The organism is Vibrio halioticoli NBRC 102217 (genome assembly GCF_000496695.1).
Classification (GTDB): Bacteria; Pseudomonadota; Gammaproteobacteria; order Enterobacterales; family Vibrionaceae; genus Vibrio; species Vibrio halioticoli.
The window spans coordinates 1-26,858 of sequence record NZ_BAUJ01000036.1 but is presented as its reverse complement, the minus strand read 5'-3'; the positions used below and the strand labels follow the sequence as shown (position 1 = coordinate 26,858).

The 26,858-nt window shown below is 42.8% G+C and carries 17 protein-coding genes and 1 tRNA gene; 13 read left to right on the top strand and 5 right to left on the bottom strand.

What is annotated here, in order from left to right; translation table 11 throughout:
- Positions 1–110: 110 nt before the first annotated feature.
- Both gcvP and gcvH read right to left on the bottom strand, forming a co-directional pair.
- On the bottom strand, positions 111–2,978 hold the full coding sequence (gene gcvP, locus VHA01S_RS11560; RefSeq protein WP_023404562.1) for an aminomethyl-transferring glycine dehydrogenase: 2,868 nt from the start codon (positions 2,976–2,978) through the stop codon (positions 111–113).
- A 209-nt stretch (positions 2,979–3,187) separates the two neighbouring features.
- The gene (gene gcvH, locus VHA01S_RS11555) at positions 3,188–3,568 is read right to left on the bottom strand and encodes a glycine cleavage system protein GcvH (protein WP_021713911.1); all 381 of its coding nucleotides are present in this window, start codon (positions 3,566–3,568) and stop codon (positions 3,188–3,190) included.
- Between the two features lie 225 nt (positions 3,569–3,793).
- Here gcvH and VHA01S_RS11550 point away from each other — a divergent pair, with 225 nt between their 5' ends.
- The 6 genes from VHA01S_RS11550 (at position 3,794) to VHA01S_RS11525 (ending at position 9,483) form a co-directional block, all read left to right on the top strand.
- Positions 3,794–4,417, top strand: a complete 624-nt coding sequence (locus VHA01S_RS11550; RefSeq protein WP_023404561.1) for a helix-turn-helix domain-containing protein — start codon at positions 3,794–3,796, stop codon at positions 4,415–4,417.
- A gap of 152 nt (positions 4,418–4,569) precedes the next feature.
- A complete protein-coding gene (gene gcvT, locus VHA01S_RS11545; protein WP_023404560.1) occupies positions 4,570–5,688 on the top strand; it encodes a glycine cleavage system aminomethyltransferase GcvT in 1,119 nt (372 codons plus the stop codon).
- Between the two features lie 8 nt (positions 5,689–5,696).
- Positions 5,697–5,981 (top strand): putative quinol monooxygenase, encoded by a 285-nt coding sequence (locus VHA01S_RS11540; RefSeq protein ID WP_023404559.1) that lies wholly within the window; start codon positions 5,697–5,699, stop codon positions 5,979–5,981.
- Between the two features lie 23 nt (positions 5,982–6,004).
- Positions 6,005–6,622: a fumarylacetoacetate hydrolase family protein gene (locus VHA01S_RS11535; RefSeq protein ID WP_023404558.1), complete on the top strand. Its 618-nt coding sequence runs from the start codon at positions 6,005–6,007 to the stop codon at positions 6,620–6,622.
- A 335-nt stretch (positions 6,623–6,957) separates the two neighbouring features.
- Complete coding sequence (gene codB / locus VHA01S_RS11530; RefSeq protein ID WP_023404557.1) at positions 6,958–8,196, top strand: cytosine permease; 1,239 nt, start codon at positions 6,958–6,960, stop codon at positions 8,194–8,196.
- Positions 8,197–8,205: 9 nt separating this feature from the next.
- Positions 8,206–9,483 carry a cytosine deaminase gene (locus VHA01S_RS11525; RefSeq protein ID WP_023404556.1) on the top strand — a complete coding sequence of 426 codons (1,278 nt, stop codon included), beginning with the start codon at positions 8,206–8,208 and terminating at the stop codon, positions 9,481–9,483.
- A gap of 518 nt (positions 9,484–10,001) precedes the next feature.
- Here VHA01S_RS11525 and VHA01S_RS11520 read toward each other — a convergent pair.
- Positions 10,002–12,812, bottom strand: a complete 2,811-nt coding sequence (locus VHA01S_RS11520; RefSeq protein ID WP_023404555.1) for a polysaccharide lyase 6 family protein — start codon at positions 12,810–12,812, stop codon at positions 10,002–10,004.
- Between the two features lie 710 nt (positions 12,813–13,522).
- Positions 13,523–14,680, bottom strand: a complete 1,158-nt coding sequence (locus tag VHA01S_RS11515; protein WP_023404554.1) for an MFS transporter — start codon at positions 14,678–14,680, stop codon at positions 13,523–13,525.
- 246 nt (positions 14,681–14,926) lie between these two features.
- Between VHA01S_RS11515 and VHA01S_RS11510 the strand changes: the two genes are divergently transcribed.
- On the top strand, positions 14,927–15,814 hold the full coding sequence (locus tag VHA01S_RS11510; RefSeq protein WP_023404553.1) for a LysR family transcriptional regulator: 888 nt from the start codon (positions 14,927–14,929) through the stop codon (positions 15,812–15,814).
- A gap of 207 nt (positions 15,815–16,021) precedes the next feature.
- Positions 16,022–16,096, top strand: a tRNA-Gly gene (locus VHA01S_RS11505).
- Positions 16,097–16,331: 235 nt separating this feature from the next.
- Here the strand turns inward: VHA01S_RS11505 and VHA01S_RS11500 are convergent.
- Complete coding sequence (locus tag VHA01S_RS11500) at positions 16,332–17,699, bottom strand: TolC family outer membrane protein (RefSeq protein WP_023404552.1); 1,368 nt, start codon at positions 17,697–17,699, stop codon at positions 16,332–16,334.
- A gap of 259 nt (positions 17,700–17,958) precedes the next feature.
- Here VHA01S_RS11500 and VHA01S_RS17895 point away from each other — a divergent pair, with 259 nt between their 5' ends.
- From VHA01S_RS17895 to VHA01S_RS11480, 5 genes are all read left to right on the top strand, one after another.
- Positions 17,959–18,879, top strand: a complete 921-nt coding sequence (locus VHA01S_RS17895) for an ABC transporter transmembrane domain-containing protein (RefSeq protein WP_023404551.1) — start codon at positions 17,959–17,961, stop codon at positions 18,877–18,879.
- A complete protein-coding gene (locus VHA01S_RS17890; protein WP_023404550.1) occupies positions 18,842–19,630 on the top strand; it encodes an ATP-binding cassette domain-containing protein in 789 nt (262 codons plus the stop codon). The genes VHA01S_RS17895 and VHA01S_RS17890 overlap by 38 nt, the downstream gene beginning before the upstream one ends.
- Before the next feature lies 1 nt (position 19,631).
- Positions 19,632–21,716, top strand: a complete 2,085-nt coding sequence (locus tag VHA01S_RS11490; RefSeq protein WP_023404549.1) for a peptidase domain-containing ABC transporter — start codon at positions 19,632–19,634, stop codon at positions 21,714–21,716.
- Entirely contained in the window at positions 21,709–23,037 is a 1,329-nt protein-coding gene (locus tag VHA01S_RS11485) for an HlyD family type I secretion periplasmic adaptor subunit (RefSeq protein WP_023404548.1), read from the top strand. The genes VHA01S_RS11490 and VHA01S_RS11485 overlap by 8 nt, the downstream gene beginning before the upstream one ends.
- Positions 23,038–23,317: 280 nt before the next feature.
- The coding region (locus VHA01S_RS11480; RefSeq protein WP_023404547.1) for a VCBS domain-containing protein at positions 23,318–26,858 on the top strand (3,541 nt) is incomplete at its 3' end.

Genomic DNA, 26,858 nt, shown 5'->3' with positions numbered 1-26,858 from the left:
GATTAGTATGAGTATCTTGGCTTAGCTAGGGTTTAAAAAAAGGCGAACCAAACGGTTCGCCTTTGTTCTATCAGTCAGTTTCTAACTTAGTTATCGGTGATCAACACCAATCACTCTTCCACATACTCATCAATACTTGGACAAGTACAAATCAAGTTGCGGTCACCATACACGTTGTCAACGCGGTTAACGGTTGGCCAGTATTTCCAAATGCTTTGTGATTTGGATGGGAAGGCGCCGATTTCGCGTGAGTATGGGTGATCCCATTCGCTGCTGGCTAGGTCAACTTGGGTGTGTGGGGCGTTGACTAGTGGGTTGTTGTCTAGTGGCCATTCGCCATCGCGGACTTTGTTCATCTCTTTGCGGATGGCGACCATAGCGTCACAGAAGCGGTTTAGCTCTTCTAAGTCTTCTGACTCAGTTGGCTCAATCATTAATGTGCCGGCTACAGGGAATGACATAGTTGGCGCATGGAAACCGTAGTCCATTAGGCGTTTTGCGATGTCTTCTTCGCTGATACCTGTCTCTTCTTTCAGAGGGCGGATATCGATAATACATTCGTGTGCAACACGGCCGTTTTTACCACGGTACAATACAGGGTAGTAAGGCAGTAAACGTTCCATCACGTAGTTGGCGTTTAGGATCGCAACTTCTGTGGCTTTGGTTAAGCCTTGCTCGCCCATCATGGCGATGTATGCCCAAGAGATAGGTAAGATGGAAGCGCTGCCCATATCTGCGGCAGAGATAGAGTAATCTTGACCGTGTTCACCGTTTTCGATGTGACCCGGTAGGAATGGGGCAAGGTGAGATTTAACACCGATTGGACCCATACCAGGACCGCCGCCGCCGTGCGGGATACAGAATGTTTTGTGTAGGTTAAGGTGCGATACGTCAGAGCCGATAAAGCCAGGGCTGGTAAGGCCAACCTGTGCGTTCATGTTCGCGCCATCTAGGTACACTTGACCGCCCGCAGCGTGCACCATTTCGCATACTTCTTTTACTTGCTCTTCAAACACGCCGTGTGTTGAAGGGTAAGTGATCATGATGCTAGATAGGTTATCCGCGTGCTTTTCGATTTTAGCGCTTAGATCTGCCATATCGATGTTGCCATCGTCATCACACTTCACCACCACCACTTTTAGCGACACCATAGAGGCTGATGCAGGGTTTGTACCGTGCGCAGAGCTTGGGATCAAACAAACGTTGCGATGGCCTTCACCGCGTGATTGATGGTAACGCTGAATGGCAATTAGACCGGCGTATTCACCAGAAGCACCTGAGTTTGGTTGCAAAGAGAAATCGTCGTAGCCGGTGATTTCACACAGCTTAGCTTTAAGATCTTTTGCCAGTGCAGTGTAACCTGCGGCTTGCTCGGTAGGAGCAAACGGGTGAATTGAACCAAATTCTGGCCAAGTCACGGGAATCATTTCTGCGGCAGCGTTGAGCTTCATGGTACAAGAGCCCAACGGGATCATGCCGTGCGTTAATGAGAAGTCTTTGTTTTCAAGCTGTTTTAGGTAACGCATCATCTGAGTTTCACTGTGATAAGTGTTGAACACAGGGTGCGTTAGGAAGCTTGAACTGCGGCGACAATCTTCAGGGATTGCAGCAAATTCGTTTTGTGATACTTCGTTGCTTAGCGCTTCAATAGATTCGCTCACTTGGAAGACACTAAATAGTGCAACGATGTCGGAAACGGTTGTGGTTTCATCAAAACTTACGCCTAGCTTGCCATCTAGTTTGCGAAGGTTGATGTTATCGCGTTGCGCTGCGCCATAAAGCGCGTCTGTTCTATCACCCGTTGCGATAGTCAGCGTATCAAAGAAAGAATTGTGGCAAAGCTCGTAACCTTGTTTGGTTAAGCCTGCAGCCAAAATTGCGGTCATGTGATGGGTGCGACGAGCAATGGTTTTTAAACCTTCACAGCCGTGGAATACCGCATAAAACGCCGCCATGTTAGCCAGCAATGCTTGCGCGGTACAAATGTTTGAAGTCGCTTTTTCGCGGCGGATGTGTTGCTCACGAGTTTGCATTGCCATGCGCAGTGCTTGGTTGCCGTTTTTATCGATAGACACACCGATAACGCGTCCCGGCATAGTACGCTTGTGTTTGTCACGCGTAGCCATAAATGCCGCGTGAGGACCGCCATAGCCCATAGGTACGCCAAAGCGCTGTGCTGAACCAATGGCTACATCGGCGCCCATTTCGCCAGCTGGCTTTAACAGCGTTGAAGCGAGTAGGTCGGTCGCAACAGTCACTAAGGTTTTATTGGCTTGTGCTTGGCTGATGATATCCGTGAGATCGCGAACTTCACCTGTGGTGTTTGGGTATTGCAGTAGTGCACCAAACACGTCTTGCTCAGGTAATGAGTCCGTTGCGGCAACCACAACGTCAAAGCCAATAAACTCTGCGCGAGTTTTTACAACTTCAATTGTTTGAGGGTGAACATCATCGGCGACAAAGAAGGTTTTGCTTTTGCTTTTGCCTGCGCGTTTACAAAGAGTCATCGCTTCCGCGGCGGCTGTTGCTTCATCCAGTAGAGAAGCGTTCGCAATCTCCATACCGGTTAGGTCGATGATCATTTGTTGGTAGTTCAGTAGGGCTTCAAGACGACCTTGAGAAATCTCTGGTTGATATGGCGTGTATGCTGTGTACCAACCTGGGTTTTCTAGTACGTTGCGTAAGATAACGTTTGGCGTAAAGGTGTTGTAGTAACCTTGGCCAATAAAGGTACGCTTGACTTGGTTTTGCTGAGCAAACTTTTTCATCTCTTCTAGCATGCCTGCTTCGCTAAGCGGCGCGTCTAGAGTTAATGGTTTTTCCAGCTGGATTTGCTGCGGCACGGTTTGTTGCACCAATTCATTTAGGCTTGTCGCTTTAATGCGCTCAAGCATTTTTTGTTGGTCAGCTAAGTTGGGACCGTTATGTCGTGAAACAAACTCGTTGTCTGTACTTAAACTGCGTAGTAGATCAGTCATAATTCCTTTATACCTTACTTGAAGCCTTACTATGAGACTTTAGGTGTTAGTCAATTTCCTAGATGCATAAGCAAAGAGTGTTAATAGCCCGCTGTGGATATGCAGTGATGTCGCTCTGTTACTTTTACGTGTCTCTAAATGGCAAGATCCCCGCAATCGCGGGGATTTTTTGAATTTATTGTTTTTACTCAATAAACTCGGACTACAGCTTACTCGTCTTCGATGCTCGCTAAGTAGTCTTCTGCGTTTGTTAAGTTGTCTAGCTCTGAAGGATCTTCAAGCTTCACTTTAACAATCCAACCGCCTTCGTACGGTTCTTCGTTGATCAATTCAGGGCTGTCTTCTAGCTCTTCATTAATTTCAACAATTTCACCCGTAATTGGAGCGTAGATGTCAGACGCTGCTTTTACAGATTCAACAAGAGAGAAGCTATCACCTGCTTCAATGCTGTCTTCTACTTCTGGTAGGTCGACAAAAACAACATCACCAAGCATTTGTTGAGCGTGCTCTGAAATACCGATTGTCACAGTACCATCACCGTTGTCTTTCACCCACTCATGGCTATCAGCAAACTTTAGAGTGTTGTCCATTTTGAATCTCCAGCTTAATCAGATTGAAATTAATAAAAATTTTGTATTGAAGATAAAATAAACTGAGTTGTGTACATTCTCAAGTCGAAATTTCCTATTGGAAACAAAAAAATCAACTTTGCTACTTATTTCTCACTAAATCTTCTCTTATGCTCTTCATACTAAGGCGCTTTTAAGGCACACTTTTTCATAAGATATTTTTATTAATTTTATGTGAAGGGCCTCATGAAAGAACCGATATTGGATGAATATCCATCGCTTAGCGTAGAGAAGTCCTCCGTTGAAAACAGTGTTGAGCCACTAAAATTAGGCGAAAAAATCAAAACGATTCGTAGCCAACTTGGTTTGACATTGGAAGAGGCGAGTCAGCGCACTGGCTTGGCTCGTTCAACGTTAAGTAAAATTGAGAATGAACAAATTAGCCCGACATTTCAGGCGATGCAAAAATTAGCTAATGGCCTAAATATTGATATGCCTCAATTATTCGCACCGCCCGAAAATAAAGGCGCGAGCGGTCGTCGAGACATCACATTGAAAGGCATGGGTAAACCGCATCCAACCGTGACCTATGAGCATGAATTGCTTGCTACTGAAATGTCGCAAAAGAAAATGATGCCGTTTAAATCTTTGATTCATGCACGCAGTTTTGATGAGTTTCAAGGTTGGGTTCGCCATGATGGAGAAGAGTTTTTATTGATACTTTCTGGTGAAGTTCTTTTCTATTCCGAATTTTATGAGCCTTTAGTGCTTGCTGAAGGCGATAGCGTCTATTACGACGCAAACATGGGACACGTATTGATTTCACGCAGTGAACAAGATGCACAAATCCTATGGGTAACAGCCAAATAAACCACGGCTAATGTAGTGGTTGTGTTAAGAGATGAAGTTTCCTATAGTGACAGCAAACGTTTGCTTTGATTAAGAAACAGAATCAATCATAAAGAATATGTTGCTCTAAACCACATCAACAATTGGGATTAGAGCGCGACTAAGGAGAGACAATGACTGAAGCTTTACTAAAGACCCCGCTGCATGCTTTACATGTAGAACACGGTGCAAAAATGGTGCCTTTTGCTGGCTACGATATGCCAGTGCAATATCCATTAGGGGTTAAAAAAGAGCACTTACATACGCGTGATGCGGTCGGTCTTTTCGATGTTTCCCATATGGGACAACTGCGCCTAACAGGTGAAAATGCGGCGGCAACACTAGAAGCTTTAGTTCCGGTAGATATTATTGATTTGCCAAACGGTAATCAGCGTTATGCCTTCTTTACCAATGAACAAGGCGGCATCATGGACGATTTAATGGTGGCTAACCTTGGCGATCATTTGTTTGTGGTAGTGAATGCGGCGTGTAAAGAACAAGATATTGCACACTTAAAAGCCAACCTTTTAGATGGTGTTGAGCTAGAAGTGCTTGAAGATCGCGCTTTGCTTGCACTGCAAGGGCCAAAAGCGGTAGATGTATTAGCCACTTTAAACCCTGCGGTTAAAGAGATGGTGTTTATGGATGTAGCTCGACTTGAGCTACTTGGCGTTGAATGTATCGTTAGTCGCTCAGGTTACACGGGCGAAGATGGCTTTGAGATTTCAGTGCCAAGTGAGCAAGCAGCAGCGCTTGCTAACACGCTAACGGATTCTGATTTAGTAGAATGGATTGGTTTAGGTGCTCGTGATTCACTTCGCCTTGAATGTGGTCTTTGTCTTTACGGTCATGATCTTGATACAACCACGACTCCTGTTGAAGCAAGCCTGCTTTGGGGTATTAGTAAAATCCGTCGCGCTGATGGTCAGCGTGCAGGCGGTTTCCCTGGCGCCGATATCATCCTTGAGCAAATTGCGACCAAAGACGTAAAACGCAAACGTGTCGGCCTAGTTGGTCAAACCAAAGCACCAGTGCGTGAAGGTTGCAAGCTGTTTGATGCCAACGATGTTGAAGTGGGCATTGTAACCAGTGGTACAGCGGGCCCTAACGCAGGTAAGCCGGTGTCTATGGCATATGTGCGCAGTGATTTGATGGCGGTAGGCACAGAGATCTTCGCCGAAGTACGCGGTAAAAAACTGCCGATGACGGTTGAGAAAATGCCGTTTGTACCTCAACGTTACTATCGCGGATAATTACCGTTATGGCTAAGGTGATTTTGTCAGGCTACATTATTGTGCCTGATAAAGACCTTGACGCCGTTCTCCATGCTTTGCCTGAGCACATTCGTTTGACTCAGGCAGAGTGTGGCAATATGACTTTTCGTGTTCAGCAATCAGCAGACACACCACAACGCTTCGATGTCTACGAAGAGTTTATCGATAAACCCTCCTTTGAATTTCATCAACGCCGAGTAAAAGACTCTTTTTGGGGCAAGGTTACTGCTGATGTTTCTCGACACTATGATATTGTTATAGAAGCCGAATAATTCAAATATAAGGGTTTCAAAGCATGCCATTAAATACGGTTCGCGCTCTAAATCAAATTTATACGCCAAGTAAAATTGTCTGTGTTGGCCGCAACTATGTGGCTCATATTGCAGAGTTAGGAAATGAAATCCCTGAAGATATGGTGGTTTTCTTAAAACCTAATTCATCAATTAGTACAACTTTGCACAGTGATAAAGGTGAAGCACTGCACTATGAAGCCGAGCTGAGCTTTTTGGTGAAAGAGGGCGAATTTAAAGCGGTGGCATTGGGGTTAGATCTTACCAAGCGTGAGAGTCAAACTCGCCTTCGAAATAAGGGCTTGCCTTGGGAGCGTGCTAAAGCATTTGATGGCTCGGCGTTATTTTCCGAATTTGTGCCGTTTGATCCCGCAGGCCCCGATTTATCTTTGCAACTTTGGATTAATGACACTTTGATTCAACAGGGTGGTGTTGAGTTAATGCTGTACCCACCTAAAGTGATTAAAGAGCAGCTTGCCCAGTTTATGACGCTTGAAGAGGGTGATGTAGTGATGACAGGCACCCCCAAAGGTGTCGGGGTTGTGAATAAAGGCGATGGCTTTGTAGGGCGAGTCTTACAAGGTGAACAATGCTTAGTTGAACATACTTGGGTAGCCAAATAACGCCTTTACTATTTGCTTTTGATATTTAATTAATGCGTTGCTTATATAATAAACCCCACCAAAAGAGTAGGGTTTATTTTTTGTTTGTGTAAATGATTCTTACTGCTAATTCAACAATAAACCATTTAAATTATGCCTATATTTAATGAATTTTAATGTCATTATTAAAAGTTCAAGTTATTGTATATTAAATGTTTTTTGATATATAAATAAAAAGCAAACGTTTATATGTTTCAAAATAAATTGACTCTGTAATTTATATCACCATAATATCGTCCGTTTGTGTGAAATTTACACATATACAGTCTTTTGGTTTATGTAGTACGGAGATAAAAATGGCAGGCGACAACAATTACAGTCTTGGTCCGGTTCCGGCGAATGCTCGAAAGGGTATGGCATCACTTACGATGGTGATGTTAGGGCTTACTTTCTTCTCAGCAAGTATGTGGACAGGTGGCTCATTAGGTACAGGGCTTAACTTCAACGATTTCTTCCTCGCCGTGATTATCGGCAACCTTATTCTAGGTATTTACACTTCTTTTCTTGGCTACATCGGCGCTTCTACCGGACTTTCCACTCACCTATTGGCTCGCTTCTCTTTTGGTACTAAAGGTTCTTGGTTGCCGTCGGCACTACTTGGCGGAACTCAAGTGGGTTGGTTTGGCGTGGGTGTGGCTATGTTTGCTATTCCTGTGCAAAAAGCGACTGGCATTGATACCAATATTTTGATTGTTGTATCTGGCCTATTAATGACGGGTACGGTCTACTTTGGCATTAAGGCGCTAATGGTGTTATCAGCTATCGCCGTTCCTGCTATTGCGGTATTAGGTGGATATTCGGTATTGACTGCGGTGCACTCTGTGGGCGGTTTAGACCAATTGCAACTTATCCAACCTGAAACACCAATCGATTTCTCGGTTGCTTTAGCTATGGTTGTGGGCTCATTTATCAGTGCGGGTACGTTGACTGCCGATTTTGTGCGCTTTGGTAAAAAAGCTTCTGGCGCAGTAGTGATCACTATGGTGGCATTCTTCATCGGTAACTCTTTAATGTTTATCTTCGGCGCGGCAGGCGCAGCTGTGACCGGCCAAGCAGATATCTCTGATGTGATGATGGCTCAGGGCTTATTGCTGCCTGCAATTGTGGTATTAGGTCTTAATATTTGGACGACTAACGAGAATGCGCTCTACGCGTCTGGCCTAGGGTTTTCGAACATTACCGGCCGTTCAAGCACCATGCTTTCTATTATTAACGGCTTGATTGGTACTGTATTTGCTTTATGGCTGTACAATAATTTCGTGGGTTGGCTAACCTTCTTGTCGTTGGCGATTCCACCGATTGGCGGCGTTATCATTGCCGACTTTGTGATGAACAAAGAGCGTTACAAAAACTTTGCGAAAGCTGAGTTTGTCACCGTGAATTGGGCAGCAATTATTGCGGTAGCGATTGGCGTGGCTGCGGGTGCATTTATCCCGGGCATCGTGCCGTTAAATGCGGTATTGGGCGGCGCTATCTCTTATGTGATATTAAACCCAGCGTTAAACAAAAAATCACTTGATAAACAAACGGCGTAACGGTGCATTATGACTTCATTATTAATTAATAACGCTCGCCTTGCAGATAAAAACGATCTGCAACAGATTTTAATCGAAGACGGCAAATTTAAACGCATTACTGATGCGAACTTGATTACTGAATTTAATGGCAAAACGTTAGATGCTGAAGGTGGATTAGTGGTCGCTCCTTTTTGTGAGCCACATATCCATTTAGATGCTACGCAAACAGCCGGTGAGCCTAGCTGGAATATCTCTGGTACCTTATTTGAAGGGATTGAGCGTTGGGCTGAGCGCAAGCAAACCCTAACCATTGAAGACGTAAAATCTAGAGCAAAACAAACCTTAAAATGGCAAATAGCCAATGGTATTCAGCATGTTAGAACTCATGTTGATGTCTCTGATCCTACGTTGTTGGCACTGCGCGCTTTAGTCGAAGTGCGTGAAGAAATGAAGCAATGGGTAGATATCCAAATTGTGGCATTTCCTCAAGAAGGTATCTTGTCTTACCCTAACGGTAAAGAGCTATTAGAGGAAGCCGTACAGCTTGGCGCGGATGTCATTGGCGCTATTCCACACTTCGAGTTTACTCGTGAATATGGGGTGGAATCGCTGCATTTTGCTTTTGAATTAGCGCGTAAATACGACTGCTTGATTGATGTGCATTGTGATGAAATTGACGATGAGCAATCGCGATTTGTCGAAACTCTAGCGGCATTGGCTCATAAATATCAAATGGGCGATAAGGTGACGGCAAGTCACACTACTGCTATGGGTTCATACAATGGGGCTTACGCTTCTCGCTTATTCCGCCTGCTTAAAATGTCAGGCATTAGCTTTGTGGCAAACCCGCTAGTGAATACTCACTTGCAAGGTCGATTCGATGATTACCCTAAGCGTCGTGGTATTACCCGAGTTAAAGAGATGCTAGAAGCGAATATCAACGTCTGTTTTGGTCACGATGATGTGTTTGACCCTTGGTATCCATTGGGCACCGCAAACATGCTTCAAGTTCTGCATATGGGGCTACATGTCACGCAAGTGATGGGTTACGATCAGATAAACCAATCATTAGATTTGATCAGCACTAACTCTGCCAAGGCGTTAAATATTCAAGAGCAATACGGCATTGAAGAAGGCAAACCCGCTAGCCTTCTTATCCTTCCTGCAGAAAATGGTTTTGACGCTGTGCGTCGCCAAGTTCCTGTGCGTTATTCTGTTCGTCATGGACAGGTGATTGCAGAGACGAAACCTGCACAAACATCTATCCACTTAGATGAAAGTGAAGACGTGACTTATAAGCGTTAATACTTAACTAGTGGGCGCAACCCTTGGTATTTATTGAAGGGTTGTGCCTGCGAAAAGACTTCTTTAGACTGCTGCAAATACCACTGAAAACTCAAGTTATTATTCCACTTTGAATACGCTGTAATTCTTTTTATTCCAATTGTTTACCAATCTTCAGACATTACTCTTCTCTGTATGTCGCTTTCTTTTTATAGCCATAGTTATATTAGGCCTGTATTGCTGAGCTACGCAGGTAGGATGGTTTGCTTATAATGCCTCTTCTTAATATTACCTATCCATAAATGGCGTAGAAAAGCCACCAAGTAAAGCGTTTGCTTCCTGATAAGGCATAGATCTCTAATCAAAGTGCTCAACGTTGTTGCTACGCTAGAATCTACAATTGATGACTAGGGTTGGTATAGCTGATGGGGGCTGTGAGGGGTTGGGATTTAGTCGAAGACAAACGAGTTGGGGAATAGACGAGAGTAAAAAGGCACCTCAAAAGAGGTGCCTTTGGCTAGTTATAATTAACTAATGGATTAGTCATCAGTTTTTGGAGTATTTTGGTCAGTACGAGTTGCTAGGCGTACTTCGTCAAAGTTTGCAGTTAAGTCGTCACTTGCTTTAGCTTGGTAAGTAAGAGCAAAGTGGTCGATACGAACTTCAAGTTTGCCTTTAGTGTAATTTTCATTCGCTTTAACTTGATCACTCGTTAGAGTAGGGTCAATGATTAAGTTAGCGAAGAGTTCAACACTACCATTGTCACCAGTGTTAAAGGTTGTAGATACTTGTTTGAAACAATCTTTATATGTACCTTTCGCTGCATCTGCTAAGTCTTTATTGTGAACAACTTTGCTTGCAAGTGATTTACCTTGCAATGATTTAGCCGCTACAGTTTTGGCACCAAAGCCAAGGCTTGCGATAGAATCATCATGCATTTTGTCACAGTAGTACATAGAGAAAGTAACATCTGTATTAGTTGGCAATCCATCTACTACTTGGCTTACACCAGGTTGGTCTTGGAAGTTGTTAGTTGCATCATTCTCAAGTTTAAAGCGTAGACGCATAGAACCTTTTTCAGTGAATGCACTATCACTTGAAGAGCCTACATCACCGCTCTCTTCGTGGATAATCCAGCTACTAGCATCTTTGTGGTAGTAGTTAGTGAAGTCAGGGTCAGCAATTGGTGCTTTGACAGTAACATATTCTGGAATACTTAATGATAAATCTACACTTGTTGCTGATTCAGAATCATAAGGTGCAGTTACCCATTTGTATTGGTCACCAGATACTTCACCTTTAGTCAGTTCTTTACCATCAATAGATAATGCATAGTTACCTTTTACAAAGGCACTTAGCTCGTAGTGATGATTTGGTAGAACATCAACTTCTTGACTAATAGAACCGTTGTTAGCAAGTTCAAGTGTTTGACCAGAGAATGCATTTTGACCAGTAACTGTGTAGTAGTCGCCTTGACCGTTATCCCAGTCAGTTAACCAGTTTTCAAAATTACTATTTTTAATCGGTGCAGTAACCACAATCGGAGCAGGTTTTGTAACTTTGTAGTTTACAGGACCTACATCAGCGAAAGTTAATGGTTTAACAGTACGAACTGATTGATCAGTCACTTCATCAGCACCGATACTAGTAGTACCGCTACGTAATTGACCATCCATATCATATACAGAGTTAAGTGCTTGAGTTGCTTGCATTGCTACAGTTAGGTCTGGGCTGTCGACTGTTGGGCGGAATAAGTTGTCATCACCACCACGTGCTAGAACCGCTGATTCAAATCTGTTTTGAGATGCTAAATCAGATTGTTTGATACCATCACTATCTGCAACTTGTTGACCAGAGAATAGGTTACCAATAATTTCTGAATTTTCTGGTAAACCACGGTCAGAGCTTTTGAATACTGGACCAATCGCTTGTTCAACAATGTTGTGGTCAATGAAAACATGGTTTGGTTGATGTTTTTTACCACCACCATCTAGGTTAAAACTATTTACACTATCCACAATGGTGTTGTGAGAAACATGAACATCTTGAACGAGTTGGTAACCATTACCAGTACCATTACCATCTTTAGTTGCACTATCAGAGCCCAATAGAACAATACCACCATGGTGGGTTGAGCTTAAGTAACGTGCGCCTTCAATGTAGTTGTTGTTTACTTGATGATCGGAATCACCGATACGAATACCGCCAGCTAATGGGTAGCCATCGCCAATAATAAAGTTGTTCTCAATGGTGTTGGCGTGACCGTGACGGTTGGTAAGAGAACCATAACTATTACGGATAGTGTTGAAACTAATGGTGTTGTGACTGGCTTTGTTAGAGATAACTTCAGCTTCACCTTGAATGTTTTCAAATAAGTTAGCAACAACAAAAGAGTTACTGTCTTCACCATGGGTTTCACTTAAACCAGTACGAATGGCTTCGTAGTCGTTGTCTTTAGAGCCCGCATAGATTTTGCCATCTGCTGGTGGACGGTTTGCAAAGTAGTTTTTGTAAACAACGATTTTGTGTGCTCGGTGCTCGGGTGTAAGGCCTTTTTCACGAACCAATGAAACCATAGGATTTTTAATAGTTTTACCACTAAAAATATTATGGTCTAACAAAGTACCGCCACCGTAAACTTTAACTAAGTTACCGTATTCATTTTCGCCAACAGCGTTTAATACAGATACTTCAGATATACGACAATCTTGACAAATATCACTACTACTTAAGCGAGTATTAATTAAAGCACTGTCAAATTTCACTCCATCAAGAATAAAACCTTGGAATTGACTATCTTGACCACCCATTGCAACGGATACTTCACCGCCTTTAAGGGTTACTTGACCAGGGTTTTCTGCAGCAACTTTAAATCCAGAGATTTTTAATTCAAGGTCATCATCATAAGTACCGTCAGCTAAACATAGAGTTGTATTTGCTGCAGGTTGTGTTGGATTGTCTTTGTCTTTAATTGCACTGACAAGATCTTCAGCAGCATCTTGTAGTTTACCTACGGATTGAAAAGTCTCGGTACAATTGACAGGAGCAACATTGATTACGCTGTCAGGAATACCTGTTGATTTATACGCTGCATCATCAGCTTTCAATGGGCTAATTGGTAAAATGGCACTTTGACTCACTTCTTGAGCGTCGGTTACGGTTGATTGTAATACTGTTGCCGGAGTCATTTCAGATGCCGCAACACTTTCATGTACAACAGGTGTAACTACTGGCTGAGAAGCAGTTACTGGCTCTTTAACTTGCGGTTGAGAGGTGGAGTTTGTATTGGATTCGCTGTTACACCCAGCGAGTGCTAATCCTATTAAAATGGCGAGTGCATGTTTGTTCATTATTTTCTACCTCTTGGTAATTTCTATGAACAGAAGCTTACGCTTAGAGATGTTGCAAACAGTGATTCAAGTCTTGTTTTTAATTGAGATTTAGTTGGTAGATAATGTGTGGGTAATTATTTTACACTTTTAAATATCCTTAAAATCAGATGCTTACAAAGATTCACATCCGTAAAAATTCTCTTGTATTATTTAATGATTAATGTGATGAAGATCTATATATTTAGTTACACTTTATTTTTGACTTTAGTTTGTCTGTAGAAATTTCAAGCAGTGTGTTTCATATTGATAAGAGATGTGATGAATATTGCCATAGGTAGTCGCAACCTTCATTTTATCTATAGGTAATGGTAAGTTCCGGCTGCATATGTTGGCTGTTTGTTATGTCAGCTAGCAACAGGCTCTACTGAGTTTAAGTGATTGTTCTTGTAAGTGAAAATTAATGAATTTTTAGGTCAGAGAAGATAAGTTGCATTCGAGCTAGGTTTGATATTTAGGGAAGAGGTGATTGTGTTTTTAAATGTGGTAATTTATATAAAGTAAAGAATCAATGAGAACGCAATTGCTGCTATTCAGAGTTAGATATTGAGAGCTTACTAAATGTATTGCTGAGTAAGTTAGTTGACTCCAAAATAAACATTTTTCTCGTTTATATTGCCAATACAAAACCGGTCATATGGTGATAAATTAACGCCATTTATCACTGCTTATTATTTTATGATGACATGTTTATGTGTGCGAACACTCGCTACCGCCATATAAATAGCAGTACTCATCATAATCGCCAGTAAGTAGGTCATCAAACCTTGTGTGCTATCCATAAACCACCCCGCAACTAAGGGGCCAACAACAGAGCCTAGGCTGTAACTAAACAGCATCACTTGGCTTGCAGAGACGATACAGTTTTTATTTAACTTATCGCAGCCCAAGTTGATAGCAATAGGATAGAGAGCAAAACTTGTCATGCCAATCAACAATAAGCTAATTGCGAGCACATTTAGGCTACTACTTAGAATGATTAAGCCTACTGCAAATATACCAAGAATACAGAACAGTCCCATCAAAGGTGTACGTCCAGAAATTCGTATTAGTTTGGGAATAATTGTTTGCACTAACATGCCACCCACAATAATCAGTGCCATTAAAAGGCTAAGATCAGTTTGTGATATGTCACGATTGGAAAGTTCAATTGGCATCAACCCATAAATAGAGCTTTGTATTAACCCAGCGACAATACAACCGATAATAGCGGAGTGGTTGAGATGTGAAATTTTTCTTAATGATAAAGTGACAGAATGTTGAATCAAGGGCGGTTGGGTTGGAACGAGCAACATGACCAACATTGAGATAAATAATAGCGATAGTATAACCACAAAAGGTAGCGCGCCTTGCACGCCCACAAAACCAATGCCTAATTGCCCAAGTGCAACACCGCCAGTGAAAGAACATACATATAAAGCAAAACGTTTTGCTCTATTGGCTTCATCCCCTGCAAGTAACCAAGATTCAACGACCACAAATAATCCCGCCACTGAGACACCTGCCACAAAACGAGCAACAAACCATACCGCCACGATTGGCGCCAGTGGAAGGACAATAATAGTGGCAATGAATAATAATAAGCAGGTGATGAAAGCTAAACGATAGCCAATGTAGGTAATGAGCGACTTAATTGATGTTACGCCGACAAATAAACCTAAATAAAACACACTTGCTAACCAACTGGCATTGCTGTCATCGATACCGTATTTACTGAGTAACAGCGGTACGAGAGTCATGAGGTAAGCAGAAGATATTGCATAAAGTGATAGCGCCGCAATCGGTACTTTAAAGCCTGTTTTTACTTGCAAATCCGTTGTAGTTTCCACTTTATCACCCCATCAATCAGCCATGTGGCAAATAGATTTAAATCTCTATTTTTAGCGAATATGAGCCTTTGAGAGAGGGGAGTAAAACGAAAAAGTTTTATCTTCACGATAAAGAAAATTTATCGAAAGAATTGGGATAATTTTTCATAGTATTAGGTTTAATCAAATCGAGACAACCAAAAACATTTTGTCGTCTCAATCATTAAATATTACTATGTTTTATCAGCAATAATCAGAGATATAAATATGGATGTAAAAGTATTCCAGACCTTCCTTGAAGTGGCGAAAGAGAAACATTTTGGTCACGCGGCAGAGAATCTTTATATCACTCAAGCTGCGGTGAGCGCGAGAATCAAACAACTAGAATCCTTCTTTGATACGCGTTTGTTCACCCGCGATAGAAATGCAATAAAACTCACATCTGCAGGTGAGCGTTTAGTCGGATATGCCGAAGTGATGGTTTCTTCCCTAAAGCAGGCAAAATTTGAGTTGTCATTAGAAAAAGGCAAAGCACTGCAACTGACTATCGGTGGCACGCCAACAATTTGGGATGCATATTTACAAAACTGTCTAAGCGTAGTGACGGATGCATTTGATGGCTATGGCTTTATTGCTGAAGCGTTATCCAGAGAACAAATTAATAGACAGTTGCTAGAGCGCACACTCGACATGGCATTTGCTTTAGATCCAATCAAGTCAGACGAACTGGCTTGCCAACATATTGCTGATTTTAACCTTACCTTAGTATCAACCGAGCCTTGCCATGAAGAGCAAGCATTCGACAATAAATACGTTTACATAGATTGGGGAACCCGCTTCGCCTCGGAACATGCAGAGCGCCATCCGAATATTCCAGCTCCTTTTTTGAGAACATCGACCGCCAGAATAGCCTTAGATTTTGTTCTGGAAAAAGGCGGCACAGCCTATCTACCTACCTCTGTGGTAGAGCCTTTTGTAGCAAGTGAACAATTATATAAAGTGGATGACAGTAAAGGTTGGTGCAGACCCATCTACCTTAGCTACAGAAAATCCAGTAACTCTATAGATGCGATAAAACAGATAGAACGCTTAATAGCAGAAATTGATCCACTTACCGCCTACAGCCTCCAACAAGCAGGAGAGCAACTAGCCTAATTTTAGCTAGGGTTAAAGCGTGTATGAGGCAAGTTATCACGATGGAACATCGATAAATTGCATAGGAATATAGGTGACTACAGTCTGCCTCTTTTTTATGCATATAGCCTGAAAAGCACGCAAACAGATTGGAAATCCTTAATAATCTGAAATTAGAGCTTTTATTTTCAAATTATTATGGCATATTAACTTCCGTCAACACGATGTGCGTGCATCGTATAATGGCTATTACCTCAGCCTTCCAAGCTGATGATGCGGGTTCGATTCCCGCTGCACGCTCCAATCTCTCTCTATCAAATCTCTTGCTTAACTGTCTCAAATAACACGCTTTGTTGCGTGATTTTTTGTGTCTGAAATTTACAGATTCAAAGAGACTCTCAAGATCTTTCTACTATTTTGATCAAAGTGAAATCATGGCATTCAACACTAAAGCAAATAGTCTAATGCAGAGTAGCAGTGCACAAAAAAGGCTGCCTTATTCGCAGCCTTTCTACCCTATTGAAGCTATTTATTAGTATTAGCTTTTTAGTGCAGCATCACTGGATTTGTGTGGTGACTCAAGACCTGCATTAATATCTAGGATATCTTGCTCCGTTAGGCTACCTGCTGCCAGCTTGACACGAAGCCCGGCGGTAATGTAGTCATAGCGTGCATCGGATAAGCTGCGCTGGGCTTCAAAAACGCGGCGCGAAGAGTTGAGGACATCCACAATGGTGCGGGTGCCGACTCGAAAGCCAGATAGTGTGGCTTTGTGTGCAGCTTGCGCCGATTTTACCACTTGTCTATAGGCTAGAATAGCGCTGTAAGCTGCGGAAACATTGTTGTTATAGGCGCGGATGTTGGCGTCTACTTCACGGTATTTGTTTTCAAGACTTTGGCTAGCAACAATGTATTGCGCTTGCGCGGAATCTGTTTTAGCCGAGGTTGCACCACCACTATAAACAGGAACAGATAGCGTCAGCCCTGCACGCAGGTCGTTACCATGGCTGTGATCCACTGGCGAGCTACCCCATGCATTTTGGTAGTCTTCATTGCCATAGGAAGCATTGAAGTGCAGGCTAGGTAAATGGCCTGAATTAGCGGACTTAATGTTATCTTGCGCAACATCTTTTTCGATACGTGCGGCCAGAAGCTCAAGGTTTTTCTCGTGGGCTTCATTGATAAGAGCAGTAGAGTCGGTGTTGTTTTTAGCGGGGCTAAAACGCTCTGAGTCTAGAGTGTCAATTTCATTGTAGGGTTGATTGGTGATCTTGCGCAGTTTTTCATAACTGTTGGTGAGATCATTTTGTTTCAATACTTCCGTTGCTAGCACAGTATCGTACTGAGCTTCAGCATCATAGACATCTGTAATGGCGGCAAGCCCTGCACGATTACGTTGTTTCGCTTGATCCCATTGTTTTTTCGTGGCCTTTTTTTCCGCTTGAACGGATATCAACTCATCTTGCGCTTTCAATACGTCAAAGTAAGCCTGAGCAGAGCGCATGATCAGCTCTTGCTCGGCAGCAGCGTAATTGGCGTCCGCTTGTCGGGCTTGTTTCTCGGCAATATCTAGGTCAATCCAACTCGATCGAAGATATAGATCTTGATCTAAGACGATTTTAGCGCCCGTTGTGTATCCGTCACTATATGGCTTGTTACCAGGGGCCTGATAATAATGATCGCCTAACTCACCCTGCGCAGTACCAACCAAGTTAATTTGTGGTAGTAGTGGCGCGCGTTTTGCATCTACATTAGCAAAGGCCGCGTCTTTATTCGCTTTAGCTGTTTGTACCACAGTATCGCTGCTTTTTGCCTGAGAATAGACTTCTGACAGGTTGGTTGCGGCTGCAAGATGTGGCAAGCCAACAAGGCCTGAGATAAGTAGGGATAATGGAATTCGTTTCATAGCTTCAACAAAAGATCGCAAGTAAAAGTGAATAATTTTAAATTGGCTATATAATGCCTAGTTGTTTATTGTACACGTTAATTTTAATATTTGAATGATTCATTAAAAATGATGATTATGTTTGTTTGTTTCTTTCTTGTAGAAAATTAAATTGGTGCACATTCAATAAGTTGCTTAATAATCAGAGTGATATATTGGATTAATTCGATAATACTTAGGTCAATATTTATTATTTAATGCATTTGGGCGCATATAACCAATGAAACGAAATTTTAGGCTTTTCTTTAATCGTGATAGTAGTTTATTTTTTCTGCTACTAGTTTCACTATTTATTAATATTTTATCATTAGCAATGCCATTTTCTCTACTGCATACCTATGATCGAATATTACCGAATCAGAGTTACGATACTGCGACTATTCTATTTGTTGGAGTAGTAACTGCGGTATTTCTGGAAGGTTTGCTACGTTATTTTCGCAGTTGGATGATGGCCTCAGCCGCCGCCAATTTCGAGCTCAAAGTGTCTAAAGAGGTAGTGACGTCTCTATTCAAGAGTGATTATAAACTCGTTGCTAACATGAATGTCGGCCGAATCTTTAACGGTGTCAGTGCCATTGGGCACATGCGCGATATGTATTCCGGTCAGGCAAAAGTCGCCTTAATTGATCTCCCTTTTGCATGTTTGTTTCTATGGCTAGTCTATTTTATCGGTGGCAATCTGGTCTTTATTCCCATTGCGGTGTGGGTAGTAGTGACCTTGATGATTCTTTTCTTGGGTCGCAAGTTGACTAAGCTAACCAAATCTCTTTCGTTAACTGAAAGCCAGCGTACACGTATTTTTATTCGAGTTTTTTCTGGACTGACGAGCGTGAAAGCTCTTGCGCAAGAAGCGCAGCTTTCGGCCTCTTTTAGAACAACCAACTATCAATTGCAGCAACAGCAAAAGCGCGTTGATTGGCTTTCTATCCGGCTTCAAGAATGTATCGGCGGAGCATCCCAAGCAACAACACTATTAATCATTATGCTTGGTGCGCTTCTTGTTATTGATGGTCATATGACCACAGGGGGGGCTGACGGCATGCTCAATTCTGGCGGGTCGCGCCGTTGCCCCGCTATCGGCAATTATTGGCTTATATACACGAGTGGCCTCTGCAGAAGTAGCCAAAGAAGAAGTGCTTGAATTAATAAATATTCCAGAGGCTAAGTTTAGCGGCAAAGTGAAACTTGATGAGCGACTAAAATCCGATGTTATCTCTTTTGATGGCGTAAAAATGCCAGTGGCGAGCAAGTTATTGTCGCTAGATGATATCGCATTGCCTGAGAAATCACTGATTCAGGTTACATCCGACTCTTTGTATTTTGCCAGTGAAGCATTATCTATGATGGTAGGACTTGAACCACCGACGGAAGGTGAAGTACGTATTGGTGAGCATAATATTTATGATCTTGAATATGATACTTACCGTGATGGAGTGGTGTTGGTATCCGCATGGCCAAATTTATTCTCAGGTACCCTGCTTGAAAATATGACCATGTTTACGCCAGAGTTAGAGGCTGATGCTATGCAAATGGCCGATAGATTAGGCCTAACAGCCACACTTGCGCAATTGCCTTCCGGTTATCAAACTCGAATTGATGAAAGTGGCACAGAAACCTTTAATAAAGGCACCATTAAGCTTATCGCCTTGGTACGATCTTTAGTGCAAGACCCTGCATTTTTAATGCTTGAGCAACCTTTTTTATCATTAGACATTCCCTCTGCCGAATTAGTCGCACAAGTACTGCAAGAGGAAAAACATCAACGCAGTATTTTCGCAACGGGCTATTTGAGTCCGCAGAGTCTGCAATATGATCACATATTGAGAATTGATGCGACGGGCGAGGGCAAACTGCTCACAAACCCTGCAATGAATGAGCAAGGAAACGTATAAGATGACGACACAATCTGAAAATACATTGCGCAGTATTGCAGGCAGTTTCTTAAAGCAAGTGGGTATGCATGCACAGGCGCGCAATATTGCAAATAATCCGCATCTTGAACACATGTCACCGCTAGATTTGGTAGAGCAACTTAAAAAGTTTAACGTTACCTATACCATTGATATCCCAAATCAAGACCAGCTTGAAGATACCCATTATCCGTTTATTGGCATTACGTCAGGACGTGAAGAGGATGGAGAGTATCATGCTATTTTGTTTCGTCGCAGCGGTAAAAAATTTCAAAAACAAATGCCTGGACATCGCCGCTGGCACGATGCTGATTTTAGTGAAATACAGCAATTTAGCCATATTGTGGTATTGGAATCGATGCCAAGTAAGCAATTGTCAGTGCGTACTTTTATCAAGGAAGTGAACCTACGCAAAAAATGGTACTGGCCAGTCCTTGTTTTAACCTTTATGTCGACGGTTACTGGCTTATCTATTCCACTGTTTACTATGTCGGTTTATGACAAAGTTATCGGGGGACACTTAGTTGAGGTATTGCCTGAACTTGGTATGGGTGCGGCGATAGCAGTCTTTATTTATGTGAGTGCGCGGCTAATCCGGGGCTATATATTATCTAAGGTTGTGACTGAGTTTGTACGTGAAATATCAAACACGACGTTACATCGATTAATTCATATGCCCCTCACTTTGCTTACGCGAGTGGGGATCACTAACCACATCAACCGTATGAGAAATACAGAGCGTGTACGTTCTATGTTGGCGGGTACTGTGGGTGGCGGTATGTTGGATCTGCCTTTTGTCGTCATTGTATTAATTACCATTGCACTGCTTGCCGGTTGGTTAGTGTTAGTACCGATTTGTATGATACTGCTCCATAAACTCGTCTCTTCTTTGCTGACTAAGTTTACCAATGCAGCCTTGCCAGCTATCTATAATGAACATCAAGACGGCATTACCGAATTATCAAAAAACATTCTGTTTTTGAAATCGGGTGGTAATGCCAAAGGCTGGATCCAGCGTTTACATCGTTTAAATCGTGAAAATAGCCGTCAAAACTTTATGTTTGCTAAGCGCAATGGATTGTATGGAGCGGTAAGCCATGTAATGACCATGGTTACAGGCCTAGTTACTATCTTTGTCGGCATCTTTTTGGTGCTAAACCACAGCATTACCTCTGGTGCTTTGATTGCCTGTGTGATGCTTATTTGGCGTATAACAGGCCCGGCAGCCATGGCATTTTCGTCATCACTTAAGATTGATATGCTAAAAAGTGCGGTGACTCAATTTGATGGTTTCTTAACAGTACAAACAGAAAATAATGAATTACGTTTGGACATTCCGCAAATGGATAAAGCTCCTGAGGTCAACTTTAAAGGAGTGACTTTACGCTATGATGCTGAGTCTGCTCCAGCGCTCTATGGTATTGAGTTCGAGGCGCTCGCGGGTGAAAGTGTTGCTGTACTAGGGCCTAATGGCTGCGGAAAATCCTCTTTGCTGATCACCACGTTAGGTGTTTTAGAGCCTCAAGCAGGCTACATCTCATTAAATGGACGAAATATCCGTCAGTATGATCCACAGGTGTACCGAACTTGGTGCAGTTACGCCCCTGCAGAAACGCAGTTAGTTGAGGGTTCTCTGGCGGATAATATTCGTTTGCAAAAGCCGTCAGCAACGGATGAAGAAATCATTACTGCACTTAAACAAGCAGGTGGACAAGCTCTGCTTGATTTGGTTGAAGGTGACATACACGCAAGTATGTTTGAGGCGTGCAATATTATGCTACGTTCGGTCGATGCTGAGGCTATTGCATTGGCCCGCGTTATCATCTCTGACTCAAATTTTATTTTGATGGACGAGCCGGTTGCAGGTGGCAATCCTAAAGTGAAGGCTGCTTTCGTTAAATTTATCCAATCTTGTAAGGGCTCAAAAACCCTGATTTTCTCAACGCATGATCAAAACCTTCTACCGCTGGTGGATAAGGTTGTCGTGCTGGACAAGGGCGCAGTTGCCTTTGCCGGTCCTTTGCCACAGCAACCTGCTGCTGAAACGCAAGGAGAAGCTGATGCGTAATAGCCGAACGCCAAATAACGATGATTGGCCAGACTATGAGTTTTCTAACAGTATCGAATCTTCTAAGGATCGCCGACTGATTCGTCGTGTGGCACTGCTGATTTGTTTTGCGATTGCTATTTTATTGGTGTGGTCGACTCAAGCCACGGTTGAGGAGATCTCAAAGAGCAAGGGGCAAATTATTCCTTTGGGCCATAAGCAAGTGATTCAATCTCAAAGTGGCGGCACCATTGCATCTGTTGATGTTGAAGAAGGGCAAATGGTGAAAAAAGGTCAGCATTTGGTGCACTTTGTTTCTGAGAAAAACCTATCAACTAAAGATGAATTAGAAGTTAAACGCGCTAATTTTGAGATGAGAATCAAACGCTACGATGCCTATATCAACAAACAAGCGTTGGATCTTACGGAGTATGCCACCAAGTATCCCAAGCTGACGGCTAACCACATTGAAGCTTTTGATAAAATGAAGGAAAAGCGCGAAGCTAGTGAAAAGGTGATTGATTCTGAGATTCAAAAGACCAATGCGGAATTAAGTGGGGTGTTGGAAGAATTACCTTCACTCCGCAATCAGCTAAAGGCTTCACATCGAATGTATTTATTGATGAAAGAGGCGGGGCAGAACCAGTCTATATCTGAAGTGAAGTTCTTAGAAACCAAGCAGAAATACGATTCGTATCAGCAACAAGTGAATTCGCTTAATAGTCGCTCTAAGGTGCTGAAACGTTCATTGGATAATTTAAATAAACAGCTTATTCAAAAAGATATAGATTTGGTTTCAGAGGTATCTGAAAAGCGCACTGAAGCACAAACTGACCTGATCGCCACTAATGCACGTCTGCGCTCTAGTGCAGCTGATGTAAAGGATGACGTGGTTAAAGCGCCAGTGGAAGGGGTGATTCAATCTATTCCAACCACTTCTGCAGGAAGTGTGGTTAAGCCCGGAGGTATGGTCGCGGTCATTGTGCCTGTGACCAAGCAAGGTTTGATGGAAACCAAATTATCGCCTCGTGATATTGGTTTTGTACAAGTGGGTGATTTGGCGAGAATTAAGATAGATGCCTTTGATTATTCTCGGTATGGTTCCTTAACTGGGGTGGTCAAAAGCATTTCACCGACAACCGACCAAGATCAACGGGGTGGCGTCTACTATAAAGTTAAGATTGCCATTGCTAAACCTTATTTTGAAAAAGATCCTGAGTATCTTAAAACCATCCCCGGTATGACCGGTGAGGCCGATATTATAACAGGTAAAAAAACGGTATTTGAATATTTATGGAAACCTGTGTTTACTAATGTTACAAGTGCTTTTGGTGAACGCTAAGTTTTCATAAATAAAAGTTTTAACTTAATGGTTAAATAAAAAAACATTTCATTAAGTTATTTTATTTTTATTTAAAATACAATTAACCCTGATATTAAAATATCAGGGTTTTTTTTATATCTAGATAATTAGTTGGTATTATGTGCAGTAAGAAAAATTATTTTCCAACTAATGAATTAGTGTTAACTGTTGATTTTATTGATTCTTAAATAAGTTAACGAAATATTTTGTGAGCATTTTATTTTAAATACCACAGTAAAATAATGCATAGGAACCACCCATGGCTAAGAAACCTGAAGTAAAACCTGTTGACCCAACCATAGCAAAGGCTAAAGAGCAGCAAAAACAAGCAGAAAAACTGCGTGCTTCTGAATTGCGCTATCAAGAAGGTGATACAGGGCTACCGATATCAGATTTAGTCATGGCTGAATCTAACACTGTGTTTGCTCACAATGCGCCACAACATTCTAATCATCAACAGCAAGTTGTTAAGAATACAGAAACACATGCTGCGCCGCATCAAGGGTTAGATATCATGCCACCCGTAGCGCCGCATCACCCGCATCATGTATCCCATGCTAAACCAATATTTACTGGTAAAGTGGTGGCAAATAATGAACATGCGCAGCAATTTGTAGCTACACGCGTTGGAAGCACTCACGGTATTGTAGATGTCGCGTCAACGGGCGCCTTGAATATCTTTGGCACTCCAGGAATCTTAGCTTCTGGCGGTGGCATTTTTATGGCTCGTCAAGTGGTCGATGGGCACGAGATTAACCACCCAATCACATTTACAACAGGTACCACTGGTGCAGTAGTGATTTCCGGTGATAGTGCGGTAGTGCTAACAGAGGATGTGGATGTTAAAGCGGGTGATTTGGTGGCTTCCGGTGCATTGGTTGATGAAACAGAAGGTCCCTCTGCGTTTCAAGCATACCAGCACGACGGTAAGTATGGGCATCTAAGCATGGATAGCCATGGTCAATGGTTCTATCATGCCGACGATCATCAAACTGCCATTCAATCATTGAAACCGGGTGAATCGATTACCGATACATTTACGGTTGCAACCAATAGTGGCATCGATTCTAGTGTGACGGTTGTGATTAAAGGGGCTGAAGATAAAGCCATTATTGCGGGTGTACACACTGGTGATGTTACCGAGGATGTGCAGGTTCAAGATGGCAAGCTCAACACCGAGGGTCAACTAATCATTACCGATAATGACCACGATGATGCGTACTTTATTCCGCAAGCTATTTCTACTAATCATGGTGAATTCACCCTTGATAACCAAGGGCACTGGCACTTCACTGCAAATAATGCTGATCCTGCCATTCAACAACTCGCCGCCGGTGAAACTTTTACTCAAACCTTTACTGCTGTTTCAAAAGATGGCGGTACAACGCAAGAAGTTGTTGTAACTGTACATGGCACCAATGATTTACCTGTCCTGACCGTTACCCAAAATTCAACTAAATCGGGTCAATTACATACCACTGATATTGATGCAACGGATACTCACATTTATGGAGTTGTTGGAGGCTCTGCGGTTGGAAAAACTGTTGTGGCTCATGGCGTTTATGGTGATTTGACCCTAGATTCTATTACCGGTGAATACGGCTATAAGATCCATACTGATGCTATTCAGAATGGTCATGGCATGAACTATGATCCTAAAACGCACACCTATTCAGGTCAGGATAGTTTTGAAATCTCGACTACAGACAATCATGGTGGGTCTGCGACTCAACACTTAACATTTTTCCCAACAGCAACACTGACTGTACCGACAATTTCAGGTGCTAAGCCGTCAATTCATTATTCAGTGCCAACGCAAACACAGATTTCTCCAGTACCGCCAATGACACCAATGAAAACACCGGCTCAGCCGACGGTGACCATTGATGGTTTAGATCCAACTACCGATTCAGGTAAGGATAATACTGATGGCATTACTAATAACCAAAACCCAACGGTAACAGGGGTTGCAGGTGTTCCTTTTTCACTCGTTAGCATTGTTGATGGTAAAAATGTAGATGGCACAGATAAGATTGTTGGATCGGGTTATGCTGATGTAAATGGTCACTATCAAATAGTTGTTGGCTTAGGGCAATCGCCAACAAATTCTGGTACACATCATGATTTAACTGCAACAGTCACTGACCCCTCTGGTCAAGACGGCTCGACAACAGCATCAACACCGATTTTGATCGACCAGCATACCACTCAGCCAACGGTTGATTTGAATGCCACTTCAGACAGTTTTGGTGGTACGGGTACCAATACTGACAACATCACCAATATCGCAAACCCGACTTTAACATTGGGTAATATCGATACAGACGCTCAACAAGTTGAGGTGTTTGTGGATGGTCATTCTATTGGCAATGCTGTCAGCCAGAATGGTGTTTGGCAGATTACTGTACCTAAATCTTTCATGGATGAGGGCGATCATGATATTACCGCAACAGTGACCGATATTGCGGGCAACACCAGTACATCAAATGCTTTGACTGTGACGATTGATCAGCATGTCGTTGCGCCGGACGCCACAGATACCGTTACCGAAGATAGCAAAGTGACCGCGACGGGTGATGTTAACCCACACGGTGAAGTAGGCGATGTAGTCACTGTCATCAATACCGATGGTAAGCATGGTCACTTTGATGTGAATGCGGATGGGACTTACACCTATACGCTTGATAACAAAGCCGCTCAACACCTTGCGCAAGGTGAATCTGAAACAGACAGCGTTAAGTACACTGTGACTGATACGGCGGGCAATACTAATACGGGTGAAATTACAGTCACTATCCATGGCAGTAATGACGTTCCTGATTTGCATATTACGCAAAGCACGAATACCACTGGTACGCTCAGCACAATCGATGTTGATACAACCGACACACACACCTATGACGCAGTCGGTGGCACCACTACAGGCAGCAGCGTTGTGGCGCACGGCATATTCGGTGATTTAACACTAGATAATGCAACAGGCGTCTACAGCTATACAATGCACGCCGATGCCATTCATCAGGGCATGAACTACGACGCAAACTCCGGAAAGTACACGGGACAAGATACCTTTGAGGTCAGCACTGACGATCACCATGGAGGTAAGGACTCTCAGTTCTTAACCTTCAATCCAACGGCGACAGTAATGGCGCCATCAGTGGTCGGCCAGCAGCCAACAGTAACTAATAACGTTCCTACTCAAGCGCAATTGACGCTGATGGCGCCAATCGCTCCGGCAATAACACTGACCACGCCAACGGTGACACTGACAGGACTTACTGGAAGTACCGATACCGGTATCGATAATACTGATGGTATTACGTCGAACCCAACACCATCAATCACTGGTAGTACTGATATCCCGTTCTCACAAGTTGATATCATTGATGGTAAAAATGCCGACGGCAGCGATCATATTGTTGGCTCAGGTTTTTCTGATGGGAATGGCGATTTTGAGATTGCTATAGATCTGGGTAAATCATCAAAGGTTGATGGCACTCATCATGATTTAGGCGCGAAGGTTACTGACCCATCTGGACATGATGGACAGACAACGGCAACAACAGCGATAGTGATTGACCAAAATGTTGCTGCGCCGGATGCAACAGATACCGTTACTGAAGATACAAATGTTATTGCGACAGGTGATGTTAACCCGCAAGGCGAAGTGGGTGACGTAGTCACTGTCATCGATGCTGATGGTAAGCACGGGCACTTTGATGTGAAAGCGGATGGGACCTATACCTATACGCTTGATAACAATGCGGCTCAGCATCTTGCGCAAGGTGAGTCTGAAACAG

What these genes read in the sequence shown, in the direction of transcription:
- gcvP (WP_023404562.1), bottom strand. Translation starts at nt 2,978, where the DNA reads ATGACTGATCTACTACGCAGTTTAAGTACAGACAACGAGTTTGTTTCA.
- gcvH (WP_021713911.1), bottom strand. Translation starts at nt 3,568, where the DNA reads ATGGACAACACTCTAAAGTTTGCTGATAGCCATGAGTGGGTGAAAGAC.
- VHA01S_RS11550 (WP_023404561.1), top strand. Translation starts at nt 3,794, where the DNA reads ATGAAAGAACCGATATTGGATGAATATCCATCGCTTAGCGTAGAGAAG.
- gcvT (WP_023404560.1), top strand. Translation starts at nt 4,570, where the DNA reads ATGACTGAAGCTTTACTAAAGACCCCGCTGCATGCTTTACATGTAGAA.
- VHA01S_RS11540 (WP_023404559.1), top strand. Translation starts at nt 5,697, where the DNA reads ATGGCTAAGGTGATTTTGTCAGGCTACATTATTGTGCCTGATAAAGAC.
- VHA01S_RS11535 (WP_023404558.1), top strand. Translation starts at nt 6,005, where the DNA reads ATGCCATTAAATACGGTTCGCGCTCTAAATCAAATTTATACGCCAAGT.
- codB (WP_023404557.1), top strand. Translation starts at nt 6,958, where the DNA reads ATGGCAGGCGACAACAATTACAGTCTTGGTCCGGTTCCGGCGAATGCT.
- VHA01S_RS11525 (WP_023404556.1), top strand. Translation starts at nt 8,206, where the DNA reads ATGACTTCATTATTAATTAATAACGCTCGCCTTGCAGATAAAAACGAT.
- VHA01S_RS11520 (WP_023404555.1), bottom strand. Translation starts at nt 12,812, where the DNA reads ATGAACAAACATGCACTCGCCATTTTAATAGGATTAGCACTCGCTGGG.
- VHA01S_RS11510 (WP_023404553.1), top strand. Translation starts at nt 14,927, where the DNA reads ATGGATGTAAAAGTATTCCAGACCTTCCTTGAAGTGGCGAAAGAGAAA.
- VHA01S_RS11500 (WP_023404552.1), bottom strand. Translation starts at nt 17,699, where the DNA reads ATGAAACGAATTCCATTATCCCTACTTATCTCAGGCCTTGTTGGCTTG.
- VHA01S_RS17895 (WP_023404551.1), top strand. Translation starts at nt 17,959, where the DNA reads ATGAAACGAAATTTTAGGCTTTTCTTTAATCGTGATAGTAGTTTATTT.
- VHA01S_RS11490 (WP_023404549.1), top strand. Translation starts at nt 19,632, where the DNA reads ATGACGACACAATCTGAAAATACATTGCGCAGTATTGCAGGCAGTTTC.
- VHA01S_RS11485 (WP_023404548.1), top strand. Translation starts at nt 21,709, where the DNA reads ATGCGTAATAGCCGAACGCCAAATAACGATGATTGGCCAGACTATGAG.